The 18,278-nt window shown below is 71.4% G+C and carries 19 protein-coding genes and 1 pseudogene; 11 read left to right on the forward strand and 9 right to left on the reverse strand.

The window, feature by feature from the left end:
• The 8 genes and pseudogenes from ACWD10_RS34685 to ACWD10_RS34720 all read right to left on the reverse strand — a co-directional run.
• A partial coding sequence (locus ACWD10_RS34685) for a type I polyketide synthase (protein ID WP_451097665.1) occupies positions 1-1,334 on the reverse strand: 1,334 nt, incomplete at its 3' end.
• 29 nt (positions 1,335-1,363) lie between these two features.
• A complete protein-coding gene (locus tag ACWD10_RS34690) occupies positions 1,364-2,392 on the reverse strand; it encodes an HAD-IIIC family phosphatase (protein ID WP_451097666.1) in 1,029 nt (342 codons plus the stop codon).
• Positions 2,389-3,540, reverse strand: a complete 1,152-nt coding sequence (locus ACWD10_RS34695; protein WP_451097667.1) for an acyl-CoA dehydrogenase family protein — start codon at positions 3,538-3,540, stop codon at positions 2,389-2,391. The genes ACWD10_RS34690 and ACWD10_RS34695 overlap by 4 nt, the downstream gene beginning before the upstream one ends.
• A 26-nt stretch (positions 3,541-3,566) precedes the next feature.
• Positions 3,567-3,821 (reverse strand): acyl carrier protein, encoded by a 255-nt coding sequence (locus tag ACWD10_RS34700; RefSeq protein WP_451097668.1) that lies wholly within the window; start codon positions 3,819-3,821, stop codon positions 3,567-3,569.
• Between the two features lie 44 nt (positions 3,822-3,865).
• On the reverse strand, positions 3,866-4,198 hold the full coding sequence (locus tag ACWD10_RS34705) for a 3-hydroxyacyl-CoA dehydrogenase family protein (RefSeq protein ID WP_451097704.1): 333 nt from the start codon (positions 4,196-4,198) through the stop codon (positions 3,866-3,868).
• Positions 4,181-4,747 (reverse strand): annotated as a pseudogene (locus ACWD10_RS34710) (3-hydroxyacyl-CoA dehydrogenase family protein); the annotation flags it as partial. The pseudogene ACWD10_RS34710 and the gene ACWD10_RS34705, both read right to left, overlap by 18 nt.
• Positions 4,734-7,298 carry an FkbM family methyltransferase gene (locus ACWD10_RS34715; RefSeq protein ID WP_451097669.1) on the reverse strand — a complete coding sequence of 855 codons (2,565 nt, stop codon included), beginning with the start codon at positions 7,296-7,298 and terminating at the stop codon, positions 4,734-4,736. The gene ACWD10_RS34715 and the pseudogene ACWD10_RS34710, both read right to left, overlap by 14 nt.
• Positions 7,299-7,415: 117 nt before the next feature.
• A complete protein-coding gene (locus ACWD10_RS34720) occupies positions 7,416-7,865 on the reverse strand; it encodes a nuclear transport factor 2 family protein (RefSeq protein ID WP_451097670.1) in 450 nt (149 codons plus the stop codon).
• Positions 7,866-8,043: 178 nt separating this feature from the next.
• Here ACWD10_RS34720 and fabG point away from each other — a divergent pair, with 178 nt between their 5' ends.
• From fabG to ACWD10_RS34775, 11 genes are all read left to right on the forward strand, one after another.
• Positions 8,044-8,844 carry a 3-oxoacyl-ACP reductase FabG gene (gene fabG, locus ACWD10_RS34725; RefSeq protein ID WP_451097671.1) on the forward strand — a complete coding sequence of 267 codons (801 nt, stop codon included), beginning with the start codon at positions 8,044-8,046 and terminating at the stop codon, positions 8,842-8,844.
• Between the two features lie 41 nt (positions 8,845-8,885).
• On the forward strand, positions 8,886-9,152 hold the full coding sequence (locus tag ACWD10_RS34730; RefSeq protein WP_451097672.1) for an acyl carrier protein: 267 nt from the start codon (positions 8,886-8,888) through the stop codon (positions 9,150-9,152).
• Between the two features lie 3 nt (positions 9,153-9,155).
• Positions 9,156-10,484: an FAD-dependent monooxygenase gene (locus ACWD10_RS34735; protein WP_451097673.1), complete on the forward strand. Its 1,329-nt coding sequence runs from the start codon at positions 9,156-9,158 to the stop codon at positions 10,482-10,484.
• A 129-nt stretch (positions 10,485-10,613) separates the two neighbouring features.
• Entirely contained in the window at positions 10,614-12,152 is a 1,539-nt protein-coding gene (locus tag ACWD10_RS34740; protein WP_451097674.1) for an AMP-binding protein, read from the forward strand.
• A gap of 1 nt (position 12,153) precedes the next feature.
• Positions 12,154-12,423 carry an acyl carrier protein gene (locus ACWD10_RS34745; protein ID WP_451097675.1) on the forward strand — a complete coding sequence of 90 codons (270 nt, stop codon included), beginning with the start codon at positions 12,154-12,156 and terminating at the stop codon, positions 12,421-12,423.
• A gap of 2 nt (positions 12,424-12,425) precedes the next feature.
• Positions 12,426-13,463, forward strand: a complete 1,038-nt coding sequence (locus ACWD10_RS34750) for an anthranilate phosphoribosyltransferase (protein WP_451097676.1) — start codon at positions 12,426-12,428, stop codon at positions 13,461-13,463.
• A complete protein-coding gene (gene trpA / locus ACWD10_RS34755; RefSeq protein ID WP_451097677.1) occupies positions 13,456-14,409 on the forward strand; it encodes a tryptophan synthase subunit alpha in 954 nt (317 codons plus the stop codon). Before ACWD10_RS34750 ends, trpA begins: the two co-directional genes overlap by 8 nt.
• Entirely contained in the window at positions 14,406-14,780 is a 375-nt protein-coding gene (locus ACWD10_RS34760; protein ID WP_451097678.1) for an ectoine synthase, read from the forward strand. Before trpA ends, ACWD10_RS34760 begins: the two co-directional genes overlap by 4 nt.
• A gap of 31 nt (positions 14,781-14,811) precedes the next feature.
• Positions 14,812-15,951, forward strand: coding sequence for an acyl-CoA dehydrogenase family protein (locus ACWD10_RS34765; RefSeq protein WP_451097679.1), 1,140 nt, complete (start codon positions 14,812-14,814; stop codon positions 15,949-15,951).
• A 37-nt stretch (positions 15,952-15,988) separates the two neighbouring features.
• Complete coding sequence (locus ACWD10_RS34770) at positions 15,989-16,681, forward strand: transglutaminase-like domain-containing protein (protein WP_451097680.1); 693 nt, start codon at positions 15,989-15,991, stop codon at positions 16,679-16,681.
• A complete protein-coding gene (locus ACWD10_RS34775; RefSeq protein ID WP_451097681.1) occupies positions 16,681-17,361 on the forward strand; it encodes a phosphoribosylanthranilate isomerase in 681 nt (226 codons plus the stop codon). Before ACWD10_RS34770 ends, ACWD10_RS34775 begins: the two co-directional genes overlap by 1 nt.
• A 23-nt stretch (positions 17,362-17,384) precedes the next feature.
• Here the strand turns inward: ACWD10_RS34775 and ACWD10_RS34780 are convergent, their stop codons facing one another.
• The gene (locus ACWD10_RS34780; RefSeq protein WP_451097682.1) at positions 17,385-18,272 is read right to left on the reverse strand and encodes an NmrA/HSCARG family protein; all 888 of its coding nucleotides are present in this window, start codon (positions 18,270-18,272) and stop codon (positions 17,385-17,387) included.
• Positions 18,273-18,278: the final 6 nt, after the last annotated feature.

Consider the following 18,278-nt stretch of genomic DNA (forward strand, 5'->3'; position numbering starts at 1 on the left):
GACGACACACCCGCACGACGGACCCGCGTCTCGTCCCGCGCCCACGGCCGCGCTTGCTGCAGCAGCGTCAGGCCACTGCCGTCCCAGTCGACGTGCGGACTCGGTTGTCCGGCGTGCAGGGTCTTCGGGAGTGTCTCGTGCTGGAGGGCCAGCACCATCTTCATGACGCCCACGACACCGGCCGCGGCCTGCGTATGACCGAGGTTGGACTTGGCCGAACCGAGAAACACCTCGCGTGCGCCGAATACTTCGGCCAGGGCACCGGCCTCGATCGGGTCGCCCAGTGACGTGCCGGTGCCGTGGGCCTCGATGGCGTCGATCTCGTCCGGGGTGAGGCCGCTCGCCGCGAGGGCGTCCTGGATGACGCGCTGCTGAGCCGGGCCGTTGGGGGCGGTCAGTCCCTGGCTGCGACCGTCCTGGTTCACCGCAGAGCCGCGGACCACGGCGAGGACACGGTCGCCGTCGCGCTCGGCCGCCGAGAGCCGCTTCAGGACCAGCATGCCGACGCCCTCGGACCAGCCGCCGCCGTCGGCCGCCGCCGAGAAGCTCTTGCACCGCCCGTCCGGTGCCATGGCGCCGAGCCTGCTGGACTCGACGAAGAGGCCTGGCGTCGTCATGACCGTGACGCCACCGGCGAGTGCGAGGTCGCACTCGCCGCTGCGCAGTGCCATGGCCGCGGTGTGCAGGGCCACCAGCGAGGAGGAACAGGCCGTGTCCACGGTCATGGCGGGGCCCTGGAGGCCGAGGACGTAGGAGGCCCGGCCGGAGAGGACGCTGCCCGCGATGCCGGTGCCCTGGTAGCCGTCGAGGACCTTGTAGTCGGCTTGTGCGGCTTCGTAGTCGGAGCGCATGGCGCCGAGGTAGACCCCGGTACGGCTGCCGCCGAGCGTCGCGGGGCGGATGCCCGCCCGCTCAAGCGCCTCCCACGACGCCTCGAGCACCAGCCGCTGCTGCGGATCCATCGACTGGGCCTCGCGCGGCGAGATCCCGAAGAACGCCGGGTCGAACCCCTCGATGTCGGTGAGGAATCCGCCTTCGCGCGCGTAGCTCTTGCCCGCGGCCGTCGTGTCGGGGTCGTACAGCTCGCCTTCGTCCCAGCGGTCGGGCAGCGGGCCGATGGTGTCGGTGCCCTCGGCGAGGACGGTCCAGAGCTGTTCGGGGGTTTCGATGCCGCCGGGGAGGCGGCAGGCCATGGAGATGATCGCAACGGGCTCGGAACGCTCGGCCTCCAGCTCGGCGTTGCGCTGCTGTAGCTGCAGCACAGCCGCCATCGCACGCCGCAGCCGCTCCTCGTTCGTGGTCGCGGTGTCACTGGTGCTGGCATTGGCGTTCATCGTGTTCTCCATGTGAGGCACCGGCGGGATCAGTCTTCGACGACGACTTCCATGTACGGGGGGAAGCCCTGCAGGTGGGAGTAGTCGTTCTCCAGGACGGAGACGTCCCCGTTCTTGGCCACCTCGCGGAAACCGGCGAACTTGTAGGTGATGAGCATCGTCCGGTTGCGGTCGGTGGAGACGAACTCCGCGCGCAGGGCGACCCCGGCGTCGTGGGCCTTCTTGATGAGGTGGTTGAGCAGAACCGAGCCCACGCCACGGGACATCACCCGGCAGGACATCAGCAGCAGCTTCAGCGTCCACACGTCGGCGGAGCGCTCCACCAGGGAGAGGCCGATCTTCCCGTAGCTGCCGTACGTGTCGTCGAGCGACGCCACCAGCAGGTCGTGGTCCGGTGACGACCGGAACGCGTCCAGCTCCTCGTACGAGTAGGTGTAACCGGTGGCGTTCAACTGGTTGGTGCGTACGGTGAGTTCCTCGGCCCGCTTGAGATCGTCCTCTTGGGCGGGCGTGATGGTGAAACGCATGTTCAGGGAGGCGAGAAACTCCTCCGACGTGCCGTTGTGCGACTCCTCCGCCACCTTGCGCTGGGCGTCGGCCCGGTACAGGTGACGGCGTTCGCGCGAGTCGGCGGTCACGAAGCGCGGCTGCAGCTCGGGCCGGTCCCCCATGCGCTCGGCGTCCAGGGAGTCGATGCACAGCACCGAGGGGTGGGCGAAGCGCACCTCGTCCCGCTCGAAGGGCTGGTCGTCGACGAAGGCGAGGGTGTCGATGCCGATGTTGATGGCCCCGGCCACGGCCTGCACCGAGTCCGACTTCTGACCCCAGTTGATCTGCGGGTAGAGGAAGTACTCGGCGATGCCGAACTCCTCCAGCTTGGCCATCGCGGCGTCGTGGTCGTTGCGGCTGGCGATGGAGTGCAGGATGCCCCGCTCGTCGAGGGTGCGGATGACGTCGACAACTCCAGTACGGAGCTTCACGTCCCGGTCCTCAAGGAGCACCCCGTCCCAGACAGTGTTGTCGAGGTCCCACACCACGCACTTGACGGTCGTCGTCATCGCTCTCTCCTCAGCGCCGCATCCTGGAACGCGTACTCGGCCAGGCCCACTTGGTGAAGTTGCGAACTGCCCTCGATGACCTCCATGACCCGGGAGTCGCCGAGGTAGCGCTGGACGGGGTAGTCGGAGCCGCAGCCGTTGGCGCCGTGGATCTGCACGGCGTCGGCGGCCGCCCGGGTGGCGGCGGTGGCCGCGAAGTACTTGGCCGTGGAGGTGGCGGCCAGGGCTCCGGGGTCCCGGCTGTCGCGCAGCCGCCCGGCTTCCAGGCACAGCAGCCGGGCCGCACGGGCGTCCGTGTACATGTTGCTGATCATGCGTCTGACCAGCTGGTGCTCCTGGATGAGGGAGCCGAACTGGCTGCGGCTCGCCGCGTAGTCGACGCTGGCCTCGAGGCACGCGTCGAGGATGCCGACGCAGCCCCAGCCGACGGTGTAGCGGCCCAGGTCGAGGGCGGCGCCGACCACGTGGGACACGCCGAGTCCCGGCCGGGCCAGGACGTTCGCGCCGGGCACCCGGCAGCCCTCGAAGTACACGTGGGCGGTCATCGAGGCGCGGATGCCGATCAGGTCCTCGATCAGCTCGGTGCGCAGGCCCGGGGTGTCCCGCTCGACGAGCAGGGCGGTCGGTCCCTCTTCCGAGCGGCCGACCACGAGGAAGACGTCCGCCGTCTCTCCGTACGTGATCCACTTCTTGTGTCCGTCGAGTACCCAGGCGTTGCCGTCCTTGGCGATGCGGGTAGTCACGCCGGCTGCGTCGCTGCCGACGCCCGGCTCGGAGACGGCGAGCGCGCCGATGCGTTCGCCGCCGGCGAGGCGGGGCAGCCAGGTCTCTTTGAGGGCGCGTGAGCCCCAGCGGCCCACGGCGTGCGCCACCATCGTGTGCACGGTGAGCAGGCTGCGCAGCGAGGAGCAGGCGCGGCCGAGCTCCCCGGCGAGCAGTCCGAGCGTCACCGCGTCACAGCCGCCCCCTCCGTAGGGCTCGGGGACCGGAAGGCCGAGCAGACCCTCGTCCGCGAGCAGCCGGATGGTCTCGGGCGGGGTGCGCTGCGCTTGGTGGTACGCGTCGGCGTGCGGGGCGATGTGGCGGTCGGCAAAGGCGCGGAACTCCTTCTGCGCCTGGGCCTGTTCCGCGGTGAGCAGCGAAGTCATCGTCGTAGCGTCCGGTCTCGTGCGTGCTACTGCGGGACCGCGGCGGACAGCTTGCGGGTGACGAAGGCGTCGAGTGCGCTGATCGACTGGAAGTATTCGAGCTCCAGGTCCTCGTTCTCGACGGTGATGCCGAATTCGTGCTCGACGAAGGAGACCAGCTGCATCGCGAACATCGAGCTGACGAAGCCCAGTTCGAAGATGTTGTCGTCGTCCTTGAGGTCGTGCACCGGGAAGAAGCGGGAGAGGTACTCCGCGATCCTGGCCCTGTTGTCCGTGCTCATCGTGGATTCCGTCCTGTCGTCGTCGGATGGGGCCGCGCGCCCGGTCAGTGGTACTTGTGGAAGCCTTCGCCGCTCTTCCGCCCGAGGAGGCCGGCGGCGACCATCTTCTTGAGCAGCGGGGCGGGCCGGTACTTGTCGTCGTTGAAGCTCTCGTAGAGCACCTCGACGGACTTGAGGATGGTGTCGAGGCCGATGAGGTCGGCCGTCTCCAGCGGGCCCATCCGGTGGTCGAAGCACGAGGTGAAGATGCGGTCGACGTCCTTGGCGGGGGCCACGCCGTCCTGAACCAGGAACGCGGCCTCGTTGATGGTGAGCATCAGGACCCGGTTGGAGACGAAGCCGGGGACGTCCTCGACGACGATGCAGTCCTTGCCCATCCCGGCCAGGAAGCGGCGGGCGGTGTCGATGGTCTCGGGCGTGGTGTGGTAGCCGCGGATGACCTCGACCATCGGCTTCATCGGCACCGGGTTCATGAAGTGCATGCCGACGACACGCTCGGGACGCCGGGTGGCGGAGCCGACACGCGTGATGGAAATGGCCGAGGTGTTGACGGCGAAGGTCACCTCAGGACGCACGATGCGATCGATGCGCTCGTAGACCTGCTGCTTGATGCCCCAGTCCTCGGTGACGTTCTCGACGACGAAGTCCGCCTTGGCGAGGAGTTCGTAGTCGGTGGTGAACTCGATCTTCTCGAGGACCGCGGCCGGGTCGACCCCGGAGCCCTTGTTGAACAGGACGAAGGCGCGCAGGCTGCTGCGCAGTTCCTTGCGGGCGTTGTCGAGCACGTCGTCCGATACGTCGACGAGCACCACCTGGTGGCCGGATTGTGCGAGGTTCTGTGCGACACCGACGCCCATCACTCCGGCGCCGACGACTCCTACCGTCGTGAATTCCATGGTTGCTGCGACTCCGTTAGCGTCCGCCGCGTACGGCGTAGATGTTGTGGATGTCCGTGCCGACGTACAGCTCGTCCTGTTCGGCCTTGACCGTGAAGCCGCGGCTCCGCAGCAGTGCGACGAGCCGGTCGACCTCGCCGTCCGCGTCGTGTGCCTCCAGGACCATCTGCTGGATCTTGGGCCAGTCCTCGTCGGCGATGCCGTCGATGACCTGGCGCTCGCTCTTCTGCACATCGATCTTGATCAGGTCGATGCGCTCGATGCCCTGCTCGCGGATGAGGGCGCTCAGCGGCCTGAGCGTCGCGGTGAACTCGATGGCCTCGAAACGGACGTCGAGGAACGCGTCGGCGTGCGAAGCCAGCTCGGCGACCTCGTCGGAGGCGGTGGCCTGCTGCTGGTTGGCGATGATCGTGCGCAGGTTGTGCTTCTCCTCCTCCTCGTCGGGGTGGAAGGAGGACATGCCCGAGCTGCGCGGGTAGAAGGTGAACTGGGCCGTAGCCTCGGTGTCGGAGATGCCGATGTTGAAGAGCTCGGCCTGCACGCCGTGTTCGGCGACGTTCTGCCTGAGCAGCTTGAACAGCGGCGGCGCGGGCTCGAACGTGAAGACCCGGACATCCTTGGCCTCGTAGTGCGAGAAGAGCGTGAACAGGCCGATATTGCCGCCGACGTCGACGACCGTGGCGCCGTCCGGGATGGAGATGCCGTTCTTGGCGTACGTGCGGTGGTCGAAGATGTCCTCGTAGAAGTGGAGGGTCTCGGCCTCGTTCTGGTGGGAGATCTTCAGGCCGTTCGGCAGCTGGAAGCGGGCCAGGGAGCTGCCGGTGTGCGAGGAGCCGTCCGCGTCCCGGATCAGCTCGCCGCCCGCGCGCAGCGTGTCGATGGCCTGGGCCATCTTGGTGAGCGTCGCCCACTCGTAGACCTGGCGCAGCGACAACTCCACGCCGAAGGTGCGGCCGATGCGCAGGATCAGCCGGGAGGCGAGCAGTGAATTGCCGCCGACCTCGAAGAAGCTGACGTCGTGCGGCAGCTGCTCGGTCTTCAAGAGGCGGGCCCACAGGCCGTGCAGCTCCTGCTCGGTGGCCGATGCCATGTGCGCGCCGGGGGGCAGCGCGGTCGGCGCGGCGGCGTCTGCGGTGAGGTCGAGCTCGGTGGCGGGGAAGGTGCCGAAGTCGATGTCGGCGCGGGCGAGCCACAGGCGGCCCAGTGCCTTGAGGACGACGGCGGTGTCGGAGTGCTGCTCCAGCGGGTGGCGCATGGAGGCGACGATGGTGCCGGGCTCGCTGCCGCGGGCGGCGGTGGCCATGCTGCTGAGGGTCTGGCCGGGGCCGGTCTCCAGGAGGAGGGGGCCGGCGCCGATGCTCGCCAGTCCTTCGGCGAAGCGGACCGGGCTGACCAGGTGGCGGGCCCAGTACGCCGGGTCGGTGGCCTGCTCGTCGGTGATGGTGCGGCCGGTGACGTTCGAGATGTACGGGATGCGCGGCGGGTTCAGCGTCAGGGTCCGGGCGAGCTCGGTGACCCGCTCGGTAAGGGGCTCCATCATCGAGGTGTGGAAGGCGTGCGTGGACTGCACGCGGCGGTGGATCACGCCGCCTGCGCCGAGGCTCTCCTCGAGTTCGGCGACGGCATCGACGGGCCCGCCCACGACGCAGAACTCCGGGCCGTTGACGGCGGACAGCGAGATCCCGGCCGTCAGCAGCGGCCGTACCCGCTCCTCCGGGAGCATGACGGCCAGCATGGCGCCCTGCGGCAGCGTGTCGATGAGGGCGGCGCGGCGGGCGACAAGGGTCAGCGCGTCCTTGAGGGAGAACACTCCGGCGAGGGTGGCCGCGACGTACTCGCCCAGGCTGTAGCCGATCATGACGGAGGGCCGGGCGCCCCAGGACTCCCAGAGCCGGGCCAGGGCGTACTCGATGACGAACAGCGCGGGCTGGGCGAGGCGGGTGGAGTTGAGGCGACGCTCGTTCTCGCTCTGCGGGCCCGAGTCGCGGCCGAGCATGCGGCGCAGGTCGACGGCGGGGGCGGTGCGCTGCTGCGGCGTCGCGTCGGGGAAGACGACCTCGCGGATGTCCAGGCCCAGCTCGGGCGCGAGGGCATCGGCACAGCTGTCCACGGCCTCCCGGAAGACGGGGAAGTCGCGGTACAGGTCGCGGCCCATGTCCAGGTAGTGGTCGCCGAGTCCGGGGAACATGAAGGCGACGGGCGCGGCGGTGCCCGCGGGCTCTTTGCTGCCCAGCTCCACCGGTTCCCCGTCGCCGGCGAGTATCGCTCCGCGATGGCTGTCGTCGGGGGTGCCCGTGGTGTGGATCCGCACCGGTACGTCCTCCTGGGCGGGTCCGGCGGCGAAGCGTGCCTTGAGTCCGGCAAGTCCGGCGTCGAGACCGGAGCCGTCGGCCCCGCTGACCAGGGCGAGGTGCCACCGGACGGGCTCGGACGACAGACCCGCCGCGTCGGACTTCTCCTCGGCTGTGATCGTGTTGGGGCTCATGCCTCTCCTTGGATATCCGTCGTGATCCCCACCCTCACCACGTCGGCTAGAGCGGGGCCGGAGCAGCAGTGGATGGTTGCCGCGCCGGGTGGGCATCTGGATGGGAGCCGCTCGTCGGCGGCGCGATGTGCGGCCGCGCGGGCGGCGGTGGCCACGCTGGTACCCCAGGTGGGAAGCCGGTGCATGCCCGTGCTGATGCTGTGACTGCGGTGCTCAGGGCAGGTCGTCCCGCGTCACCTTGCGCGTGGCGACCTGCAGTTGGCCTTCGGAAGACCGCACCAGGACGTCCTCGCAGACGCACACCCGGTGCACCCGGGAACTGCCGCCGATCGTCGACGCGTACACGACGGCGTACGAGCGGACGCCGAGGGTCCCGTCCGGACGCGGCGTCACATCGAGCATCCCGATGAAGTGCCGGTGCCGCTCCCCGGCGGCCGCGAGCTCCGCGGCGCTGCGCCGGGTCGCCGTCACCAGACCGGCCCGGCCGCGCACCGGCTCCGGCAGCGTCGGCACGTCGAACGTGGCGTCCTCGGTGAAGGTCTCGGCCCACCGCTCGGACTCGCCCAGGTCGAGGAGCTGCATCTGGTGCGCGTAGAACTGCTGCACCTCGGCGTAGTGCGCCCCGGTGGCCGACTGCTGCGGGGTCTCGGCATACGTGGTCATGAACTCAACGCCCTTTCTTGTGGGTTGGCTCCCACCATCCGGCAGGCAGGTCGAGCGGACTTCGAAGAACCCTCAAGCCGGGCCGCCGAGGGTGAGGAAGACGCCGCGAGGCCCTGTCTTGAAACGGCGACGCCGCGACGGGGGGAACCACCGAGGAACCCCCGATGGAGGAGATTCGATGACATCCACGACGACGCACACCCGGCCGAAGCCGGTGGCCCTGGTCACCGGCGCGACCAGCGGCATCGGTCTGGCCGTGGCCCGGCAACTGGGCCGCAGCGGCCACCGGGTCTTCCTCTGCGCCCGCACGGAGGTCAAGGTCAAGCAGACCGTGGAGGACCTGCGCGCCGAGGGTCTTGAGGTCGAGGGCGCCGCGGCCGACGTGCGCTCCGGCGAGTCGGTCGCCGAGCTGGTCCGCGCGGCCGTCGACACCTTCGGGCCGATCACGGTCCTGGTGAACAACGCCGGGCGCAGCGGCGGCGGCCCGACCGCCGAGATCACCGACGAGCTGTGGCACGACGTGATCGACACCAACCTGAACAGCGTCTTCCTGCTGACCCGGGAGGCGCTCAAGAACGGCGGCCTCGCCGGTGCCGCGGGCGGCCGCATCATCAACATCGCCTCGACCGCGGGGAAGCAGGGCGTCGTCCTGGGCGCCCCGTACTCCGCGTCCAAGCACGGCGTGGTCGGCTTCACCAAGGCCCTCGGCAAGGAGCTGGCGCCGACCGGCGTCACCGTTAACGCGGTCTGCCCCGGCTATGTCGAGACGCCGATGGCCGAGCGGGTCCGCCAGGGCTACGCGGCCGCCTGGGACACCTCCGAGGAGAAGGTCCTCGAGCAGTTCGAGGCGAAGATTCCGCTGGGCCGCTACTCGACGCCCGAGGAGGTCGCGGGACTCGTCGGCTATCTCGCGGGCGAGCAGGCCGCGTCCATCACGGCACAGGCGCTGAACGTCTGCGGCGGCCTGGGCAACTTCTGAGCACAACGGCACTTTCTGACGAGCGGGGAGGAAGAACCATCGTGAACGTTCTGGAACTGAGTGAGCTGAAGGACCTGCTGCGCGAGTGCGCCGGGGTTGAGGAGGGCGTGGACCTGGACGACAGTGACGTACTGGACGTGCCGTTCATCGAGCTCGGTTACGACTCGCTGGCGATCCTGCAGACCACCGGGCGGATCGAGCGGGACTACGACGTCGTACTCGACGAGGAGGCCCTTGACGAGGCCGAGACGCCACGCGCCTACCTCGACCTGATCAACCGGGCGCTGTCCGCCCGCGTCGCGGCCTGAGCCGTGGCCGGCGCCCCCGGCGCTGACGCCGAAACCGACGTCCTGGTCGTCGGGGCCGGCCCGGCCGGGCTCGCCCTGACCCTGATGCTGCTGCGCTCCGGGATACGGGTGACGGTCCTGGAGAAGTCCACCGACCCGTCGATCACCGACCCGTCGTCCGCCGCCCGCGATCTGCACGGCGAGATCCTGCAGCCCGGCGGGCAGCTGATCCTGGACCGGCTCGGGGTGCTCGCCGCCGCCCGCGCCCGCGGCGCCTGTGACCTCGCGGGCTTCCGGGTCGCAGACCGGCGACGGGTGCTTCTCGACATCGACTACGGCCGCCTGCCGCGCCCGTACGACCGTCTGATCGCCCTGCCGCAGCGGCATCTGCTCGCCGAACTGGCTGACGCCTGCGGCCGGTTGCCCGGCTTCACGCTGCTCGCCGGGCACCGGATCGGCGCGCTCCGCCAGAACCGCGGCGGCCGGTACACGGGCGCGGTGGCGCACGGCCCGGGCGGGCGGCGGGTCGCCGTGCGGGCCCGCGTGGTGGTGGCCGCCGACGGCCGGTTCTCGCGCACCCGGCGGCTCGCCGGGATCGACGCGGGCCGCATCGAGGCGTTCGACCAGGACGTGGTGTGGTGCACGCTGCCCGCGCCGGGCCGCGCCACCGGCCGGGTCACCATCCACCGGGCCGAGGGCACCGCCGTGCTCGTCCACGACACCCACCCCGACCGGCTGCGCATCGGCTGGACCCGCCCGCACGGCACCCGCCGCGCGGCCGCCGCCGACGGCCTCGGCGCGGTGCGCGCCCAACTCGCCGCTGCCGTACCGCAGTACGCCGATCTGCTGCACGACCGGCTGACCGACCCGGCGCGGCTGAGCCTGCTCGACGTATTCGCGGCGCAGGCGGGGGAGTGGGTGCGCGACGGGCTCGTGCTGCTCGGCGACGCCGCGCACACCCACGGGCCGCTCGGCGCGCAGGGACTCAACCTGGCACTGCAGGACGCGGCCGTGCTGCATCCCGTCCTCGTGGACGCCCTGAACGCCGGGGACTTCGGCCGTGATCGCCTCGCGCCGTTCGAGGCGGCTCGCCGACCGGTCGCTGATGCGGTGACCCGGATGCAGCGGGTGCAGGCCAAGGCGTTCTTCGGCGGGGGTGGCTTTCTCGCGGACTTCGCCCGCGCCCGGGTGGCGGGGCTCGTGGGGCGTACGCCGCTGGGGGTGCGGATTACGGGGCGGGTCGCGTACGGCGGGCCGGGTGTGCCGGTCGACGTGCGTACGGATTTGTTCTCCCCAACCCCGCCCCTTCCCGTAACTGGGGGCTCTGCCCCCAGACCCCCGTTGTCGCGCTGAACGCGCTCGACCTCAAACGCCGGACGGGCTCATAGCCCTGCTGCAGCGGCGTTCGAACGACACTCCAGGGCTCCTCACCAACATCGAGAGCGATCCCGGACCGAGTCGGCCCGAGCCGGAAGGAGTCCCGTGCCCACCAGCGCCGTCACCACGCGGCAGTACCCGCAGACGCAGGCGCCGTCTCTCGTCGACGGCTTTCTCGACGCCGCGCGTCGCGCCCCGCACGCCACCGCCCTGGTGCACGGGGACGCCGAGGTCACCTACGGTGCCCTGCTGCACCGTGCCGAGCGGGAGCGTGCCCGGGTCGCCGCCCCCGTGGGCGGACCCGTCGCTGTGCAGGCCGCCAAGGACCCCGGCACCGTCGCCCTGGTCCTCGCCTGCCTGCTCGAACGCCGCCCCGTCCTGCTGCCGTCCACGGCGCTCGCCCCGGACACCCGGGCTCTGCTGCGGGAACACGCCGGTGTGGGGCAGGAGTTGACGCCGCTCCGGGCGGACGTGGCCGAGGAGGACCCGGCCCAGGAGGGCGCGGCTCCGCCCGTTTCCGGCACCCCCGCCGACACCGGGCTGCTGCTCACCACCTCCGGCTCCACCGGTGTGCCCAAGGTCGTGCCGATCCGCCGCGACGCCATCGACCGGTTCGCCGCCTGGGCCGCCGGTGCCTTCGGGATCGGTGCGGGCACCACCGTCCTCAACTACGCCCCGCTCAACTTCGACCTGTGCCTGCTCGACGTCTGGACCACCCTCGCCCACGGCGGCCGCGTCGTCCTCGTCGACCCCGACCAGGCCATGCGCGGGCGCCATCTGCTCGACCTCGCCGCCCGGCACCGTGCCGAGGTCGTGCAGGCCGTGCCGATGTGCTTCCGGCTGCTCGCGGACGCCGCCCGCGAGACCGGCACCGTGCTGCCCGCCGTGCGGCATGCCGTGTGCACCGGCGACAGCATCCCCGGGCCCCTCCTTGCCGAGCTGCCCCAACTCCTGCCTGACGCCCGCCTTTACAGCCTCTATGGCTGCACCGAGACCAACGACAGCTTTCTGCACGCCGTGACCGACCCCGCCACGGCCGCCGGCACCGGGCCGCTGCCGCTCGGCCGCCCGCTGCCCGGCGTCGACGCCTTCCTCGCCACCGACGACGGCCGCGTCCTCGACGGGCCCGGCACCGGCGAGCTGAACGTGCGCACCCCGTTCCAGACCGACGGCTACCTCGGCCCCGCCGCCGACCGGGACGTTCTCGTGCCGCACCCCGAGGACCGCCGGGCCGCCGACGACGCAGACCCCCGCCCATACTTCCGTACCGGCGACCTCGTCCACCGCGCCCCCGACGGCACCCTCACCCTGCGCGGCCGCACCGACTTCCAGGTCAAGGTCCGCGGCGTGCGCGTCAACACCGACGAGGTGGAACGCGCGCTGCTCGGCCACCCCGAGATCACCGAGGCCGCCGTGCTCGCCCTGCCCGACCCGGTGGCCGGACGGCTCCTGCACGCCGTGGCGCGGCGCGCTCCGGGCTCCACCCTCACCAGCCTGATCCTGCGCGGCCGGCTCGCCCGCGCGCTGCCCCGGGCCGCGGTCCCCACCGTCCTGCGGCTCACCGACGAGCCGCTGCCCAGGACCTCCACCGGCAAGGTCGACCGGAACCACGTCGTCCGTGCCCACTTCACCAAGGAGAACTGACATGACGTACACCCAGGCCATCAAGGAGTTCCTCGTCGAGGAGTTCCTGCCGGACGTCCCGGCCGCCGATCTCGACGAGCACCACGACCTCCTCGAGGGTGGCGTCCTGGACAGCCTCGGCCTGCTCAAGGTGATCGCCTGGCTGGAGGACCGCTACGGCGTCAACACCGACGAGGTCGACCTGGAGCCGGAGTCCTTCCAGACCGTCGCGGCCATCGAGGCGTTCCTCGTCGGGGCCCTCGCTGCCCGTACGCCCGTGAAGGCCGCCTGACCATGGACGACGCCGTCGCCGAACTGATCGCCGGGGAGCGGCCCGTGGACCTGCCGCGGTGGCGGTCCTTCTGGAACCGGCTGCACGACGGCGGCCTGCGCCGGGGCGAGACCGTGGCGCTGCTCGCCTCGCTCGCCACCCGGATGCCCGACCGGATCACCCTCGGCGCACTGCTCGACTCGCTCGCCGAGCGGCGCCCGGCGGGTGAGATGAGTGGCGCCTTCACCGGTGCCGTCAACATCGTCGGCACCGGCGGCGGGCCCCGTACCCTCAACATCTCCACCGCCGCCGCGCTCACCGCCGCCGCCATGGGCGTGCCCGTCGTCAAGACCGGCTCGCGCGCCTACACCTCGGCGCTCGGCTCCGTCGACCTGCTCGAGCGTCTCGGCATCCCGCAGACCACGTCGTACGAGGACACGCACGCGTCGCTCGAACGGCACGGCATCGCGTTCGCCGGAGCCTTCGTCTACCCGGCCGAACTCGCCCTGCTCGCCCGCAGCGTGCTGCCGCTCGACTTCCGGAAGCTGGGCCGGTGCGTCAACGCGCTCGGCCCGTTCCTCGCCGACATGCCGGTGGCCGCCCAGCTCACCGGGGTCTCCGACCGGAGCCTGGTGCCCGGCCTGCGCCGCGCCGCCGAGCACACCGCGCGCCGCACCGGCCGTACCGTCTGGCTGGCCACCAACGAGCCCGGCTGTGACGAACTGCTCGGCTGCGCCGACAACCGGGTGCGCACCTACGAGGGCGGCGGCGAGGACGAGTTCACGCTCACGCCGCCCACGCTCGGCCTGCGCCCCGCCGCCCTGGACGAGCTTCGGCCCGGCACCGACCCGGTCGCCACCGTCCTCGACCTGCTCGCCGGGCGCGGGCGGCGGGCCGCCGAGGACACCGTCTGCCTCAACGCGGCCGCCCTCGCCGTCGCCGCCCGCCGTACCGGCAACTGGCACGAGGCGCTGCGCTCCGCCCGCGCCGTGCTGCACGACGGCTCGGCTCTCGCCCTGGTCGACCGGCTGCGGGAGCGGGCGGTGGCCGCCCATGCGTGAGCAAATAAGAGCCTGTCCGGCGATTGAGGACGATCCCGCCCGTCGCCCGCCACCACCCTCAACTGGGTCGCTGCGCGCCGCCCCTCTCGATCCTGGGCGATTTACGGCAACCCGGCCGACGACACGTCCCACGGCTTCCGGCACCAGTGCCTTTTTCACCCGGCGGAAGCCGGGCCTCGCCCTCTTCCTCAACGCGGGCGACCCGCCCCTCGACGCGCTGCCCGACCTCGTCGCCATGCTCGACGAAAGCGACGTCGACTGCCTCGAACTCGCCGTGCCCTTCCCGGACTCCGTCACCGACGGCCCGGTGATCCGCCGCTCCGCCGACCGGGCCCTCGCCACGGGCGCCACGCTCCCCACGGTCCTGGCCGCGGTCGCCGCCGTACGCCCCACCCTCAAGCACCTGCGGATCGCGCTGCTCGCCGACTGGAGCCACACCGTCAAGGGCACCGGGCCCGCCGACTTCGCCGCCGCCGTGCGCGACGCCGGCTGCGACGGGCTGCTGCTGCACGGCGTACCCCCACGGCTCCGCAGGGCCCACTACGAGGCGGCGCACAACGCCGGCCTGCCGCTCGTCACCACCTGCTACGCCGTCTCGGGGGCAGCCGCCGTGGCCGAGGCGGCCGCGCACGCCACCGCCTACCTCTACCTGGTCGCCCACTACGGGCGCAGCGGCACCGCCGCCGCGCCTGACCGGGAGCGCCTGGCCGAGGCGGTGCGCACCCTGCACGCCACCGCGTCCGCGCCCGTCGCCGTCGGCTTCGGGGTCAGGACGCGGGCGGACATCGCGCTCCTTCAGGAGCTCGGCGCGGACGCCGCCGTCGTCGGAACCGCCGGAGTGTCCCGGATCGAACAGGCCCTCACCGAGGGCGGCGACCCGGTCGAAGAGCTGCGCTCCTTCGCCGAGGAGCTGCGTGAACACCGTAGGAAAGGAAACCCCTCATGATCATTCGTCGGCTCGATGACGTCATCACCGTGGACTGGGGCAACGGCCTCAGCCGCCGCTTCCTCACCCACGACGACGGGGTCGGCTACACCGTCACCGACACCATCGTGCGGGCCGGTACCACCTCCCGCCTGGAGTACCGCAACCACCTGGAGAGCTGCTACTGCATCGAGGGCAGCGGCGAGGTCATCGACAGTGAGGGCGTCTCCCACCCGATCACGCCCGGCACCCTGTACGCGCTCGACCGGCACGACGCCCACTGGCTGGTCGCGAGCCCGCACGAGGACCTGCGCCTGGTCTGCATGTTCACGCCCGCGCTCCGCGGCGACGAGGTGCACAACCTGGACCAGCCCGAGTTCTCCCACTACTGACAGATCCACTATCGACAGATCGGCACCACCGATGACCGACTGGACCGAGGACCAGCGGGCCCTGCGCGACGGTCTCGCGCCCCTGCTCGGCCGGCTGAACGACGGCCTGGCCGAGCGGGACGCGGCCGCCGCCTTCCACCACGAGGGCTGGCGGCTGCTCGCCGGCACGGGACTGCTCGGGCTGCCCTTCGACGAGGAGTGGGGCGGCCTCGGCCAGTCCCTGCTCACCACCATGTACGTCCTGGAGGGCCTCGGCGAGGGCTGCCGCGACGCGGGCCTGAACTTCTCCGTCAGCAGCCACCTGGTGAGCACCGGCGTGCCGCTGCACCGGTTCGGCTCCCCCGAGCTCAAGAAGGAGTTCCTGCCCGCCCTGTGCGCGGGGGAGCGGATCGGGGCACACGCCATCACCGAGCCGGACAGCGGCTCCGACGCGCTCGCCATGCGCACCCGCGCGGTACGCGACGGCGACGCGTTCGTGTTGAACGGCTCGAAGGCGTTCGTCAGCAACGGCCCGGTGGCCGACGTCTTCACGGTCTATGCCCGCACCAGCGAACGCCCCGGACCGCTCAGCATCACCGCCTTCCTGGTGGAACGCGGCACCCCCGGCTTCGAGATCGGCAAGCCGGTGTCGAAGATGGGCCTGCGCACCTCACCGCTGTCGGAGTTGTACTTCGACGACTGCCGCATCCCCGCCTCGCGGGTTGTCGGCCGGGTCGGCGGCGGCTTCCTGGTCCTCGACCACGTGATGCGCTGGGAGATCCTCTGCTCGTTCATCATCAACGCCGGGGAGATGCGCCACCGCGTCGACCGCTGCGTCGCGTACGCCCGCGAACGCACCCAGTTCGGCCGGCCCATCGGCACCTACCAGGCCGTATCCCACCCCATCGTGGACATGGCCACCGGCGCCGAGACGGCCCGCCACTGGCTGTACTCGACCGCCGAGAAGATGACCCGCGGCGAGAACGTCACCCGTGACATCGCCATGGCCAAGCTCGTCACCAGCGAGGCCAACGCAGCCTCGGCCCGCGCCGCCGTGCAGATCTTCGGCGGCAACGGCTATATGACCGAGTACGGGATCGAGCGCGAGCTCCGCAACTCCGTTGCCGGAACGATCTATTCGGGCACTTCGGAGACCCAGCGCAACCGCATAGCGGCCCTGCTCGGACTCTGACCGCATGCCTTTTCGAGACGGAAGTGGACCACTCGCCATGACCACCGCGATAACCACCCCACCCGGCACGTCCTCCGCACTGGCGGCCACCGCGTTCCTCGACCACGATTCGGCGCCGGTGCGCGCCTTCGTCCGCGAGGCGCTGCCGCCCGGCACCACCGACCCCACCGAACAGGCCGTCGACCTGTACTACGCGGTGCGCGACTCGATCCGCTACGAGGTGTACGGCGCCGACCTGACCCGCCACGGCCTGCGCGCCTCTACGGTCGCGTCCTCCGGCTCAGGCATGTGCCTGCACAAGTCGGTCCTCTACGCGGCCGGTCTGCGCTCCCTCGGCATCCCGGCCCGCCTGGTGCTCACCGACGTACGCAACCACCTCGCGTCACCGCGCCTGATCGAGCTGCTGGGCGGCGACGTGTTCCACCAGCACTGCCTGACGACGGTGCACCTCGACGGCCGCTGGGTACGCGCCACCCCGGTCTTCAACAAAACCCTCTGCCGCCTCTACCGAATGTCCCCGCTCGACTTCGACGGCACCACGGACAGCGTGCACCACCCGTACGACGCACACGGCCGCCGCCAGATGGAATTCCTCCGGGAGCACGGGGAGTTCGACGACCTGCCGTACGAGCGGGTCCTGGCCGACCTGAGGGCGGCGCACCCGGGGCTGTTCGCGGACGGCGCGGCCGACCGCTTCGCCGCCGGGTCGCTGACCGGTGAGGCGGCGTAGTGCTGGTCAAGTTCTGCGGGGCGACCACGGAGGTGGAGGCCGACGCGGTCGCCGAGGTCGGGGCGGACCTGCTCGGGCTCTGGCACCACGTGCCCGGCGGCCGGGCCGAGCTGGGCCTGGAACGGCTGACGGAACTCTCCGCGCGGGCCCGCGCCGCCGGGCTCACCCCGGTTCTGGTCACCTTCGCGACGGATCCGGAGGCGCTGCTGGCCACGCTCGCCGCGGCCCGCGTGCCCTGGGTCCAGCTGCACGGCTACCAGCCGCCGGGCGTGGTGCGGGCGCTGCGGCGGGGCGGCCCGGAGGGGCTGCGGATCGCCAAGGTCCTGCACGTGCAGGGCGATTCCTGCGCGGAGGGCGGCCTGACCCGGGCGTACGAACGGGCCGGGGCGGACTGCTTCCTCCTCGACGCGATGACGCCGGACGGCAGGCTGGGCTCCACGGCCCACGCCCTCAACGATGAGGTGACCGCGACGCTGGCGGACACCCTGCCCCTCCCCTTCCTCCTGGCAGGCGGCCTAACAGCGCACAACCACACCGCTTTCCCGCGCACCACGGCCCACCCCCGCTTCCTCGGCATCGACGTGGACACCGCGGCCCGGGGCCCCGACGGCCGCCTGAACGGCGCGAGGGCGGCCCGGGTGGCGGAGGCCTGGCGGGCGGCTGATTCGGCTGCGTCCTGATAGACCCGCAGGGCAACTAATTCCTAGACCTCGATTCCCTTCAGGAACGTCGCGAACGACTTCAGCCCCGGATGCTCCGCGCGCAGGGCGGGGATGTCCGCCTGGTAGCCGTGTTCCCGGAACCACTCGAACATCAGGGAGATCTCGGGGGCGTGGGGGATGTACGGGTTGGCCGCCACCGCGTCCAGGGAGAGCTCCTCGAAACGGGCCGGGAGGCCCGTGCGATCCGCGAAGGCCGTCGCGATCTCCGCTGGCGTGAGCTCGTCGCCCGCCAGTTCCACCGCGCGGCCCAGATAGTCGTCGGGCCGTGAGAACGCCTCCGCGGCGAAGAAGCCGATGTCGTCCACCGCGATGAACTGCACCCGCGTGTCCGGCCGCAGGCCGAGCTGCACCACGAGCGTGCCGTCCACGTTCTGCGGGCCGTGGGCGGCGAAGTTGTCCATGAAGAACGTCGGGCGGAGCACCGTCGTCGGAACGCCGAGCTGTTGCAGATACATCTCGATGTGCCGCTTGGAGTCGAAGTGCGGTACGCCGCTGTGCCGTTCGGCGCCGCCGACCGAGCTGTAGACGACGTGCGCGACGCCGGTGGCCTTCGCGGCGCGGGCCACCGCGCGGCCCTGGCGGACCTCGCCGCCGAGGCCCTGCGGCGTCATGAAGTTCTGCACGGAGAACACCCCGTGCATGCCGTCCATGGCCGCGCGCAGCGACGCCTCGTCGTTCAGGTCGCCGGGTACAAGGCGCACGCCGAGGCCGGCGAGTGCGCGGGCCGCGTCCGAGCCCGGATCGCGCACCAGGGCCGCGGTGTCGCGGCCGCGGCGTACCAGCTCTCGGGCGGTGGCGCCGCCCTGCAGGCCGGTGGCGCCGACGACGAGTACGGTGCCGTCGTTGTTCCGTTTCGCTGCGGAGGTCATCGGTTC

It is taken from the genome of Streptomyces sp. NPDC002851 (genome assembly GCF_053591935.1).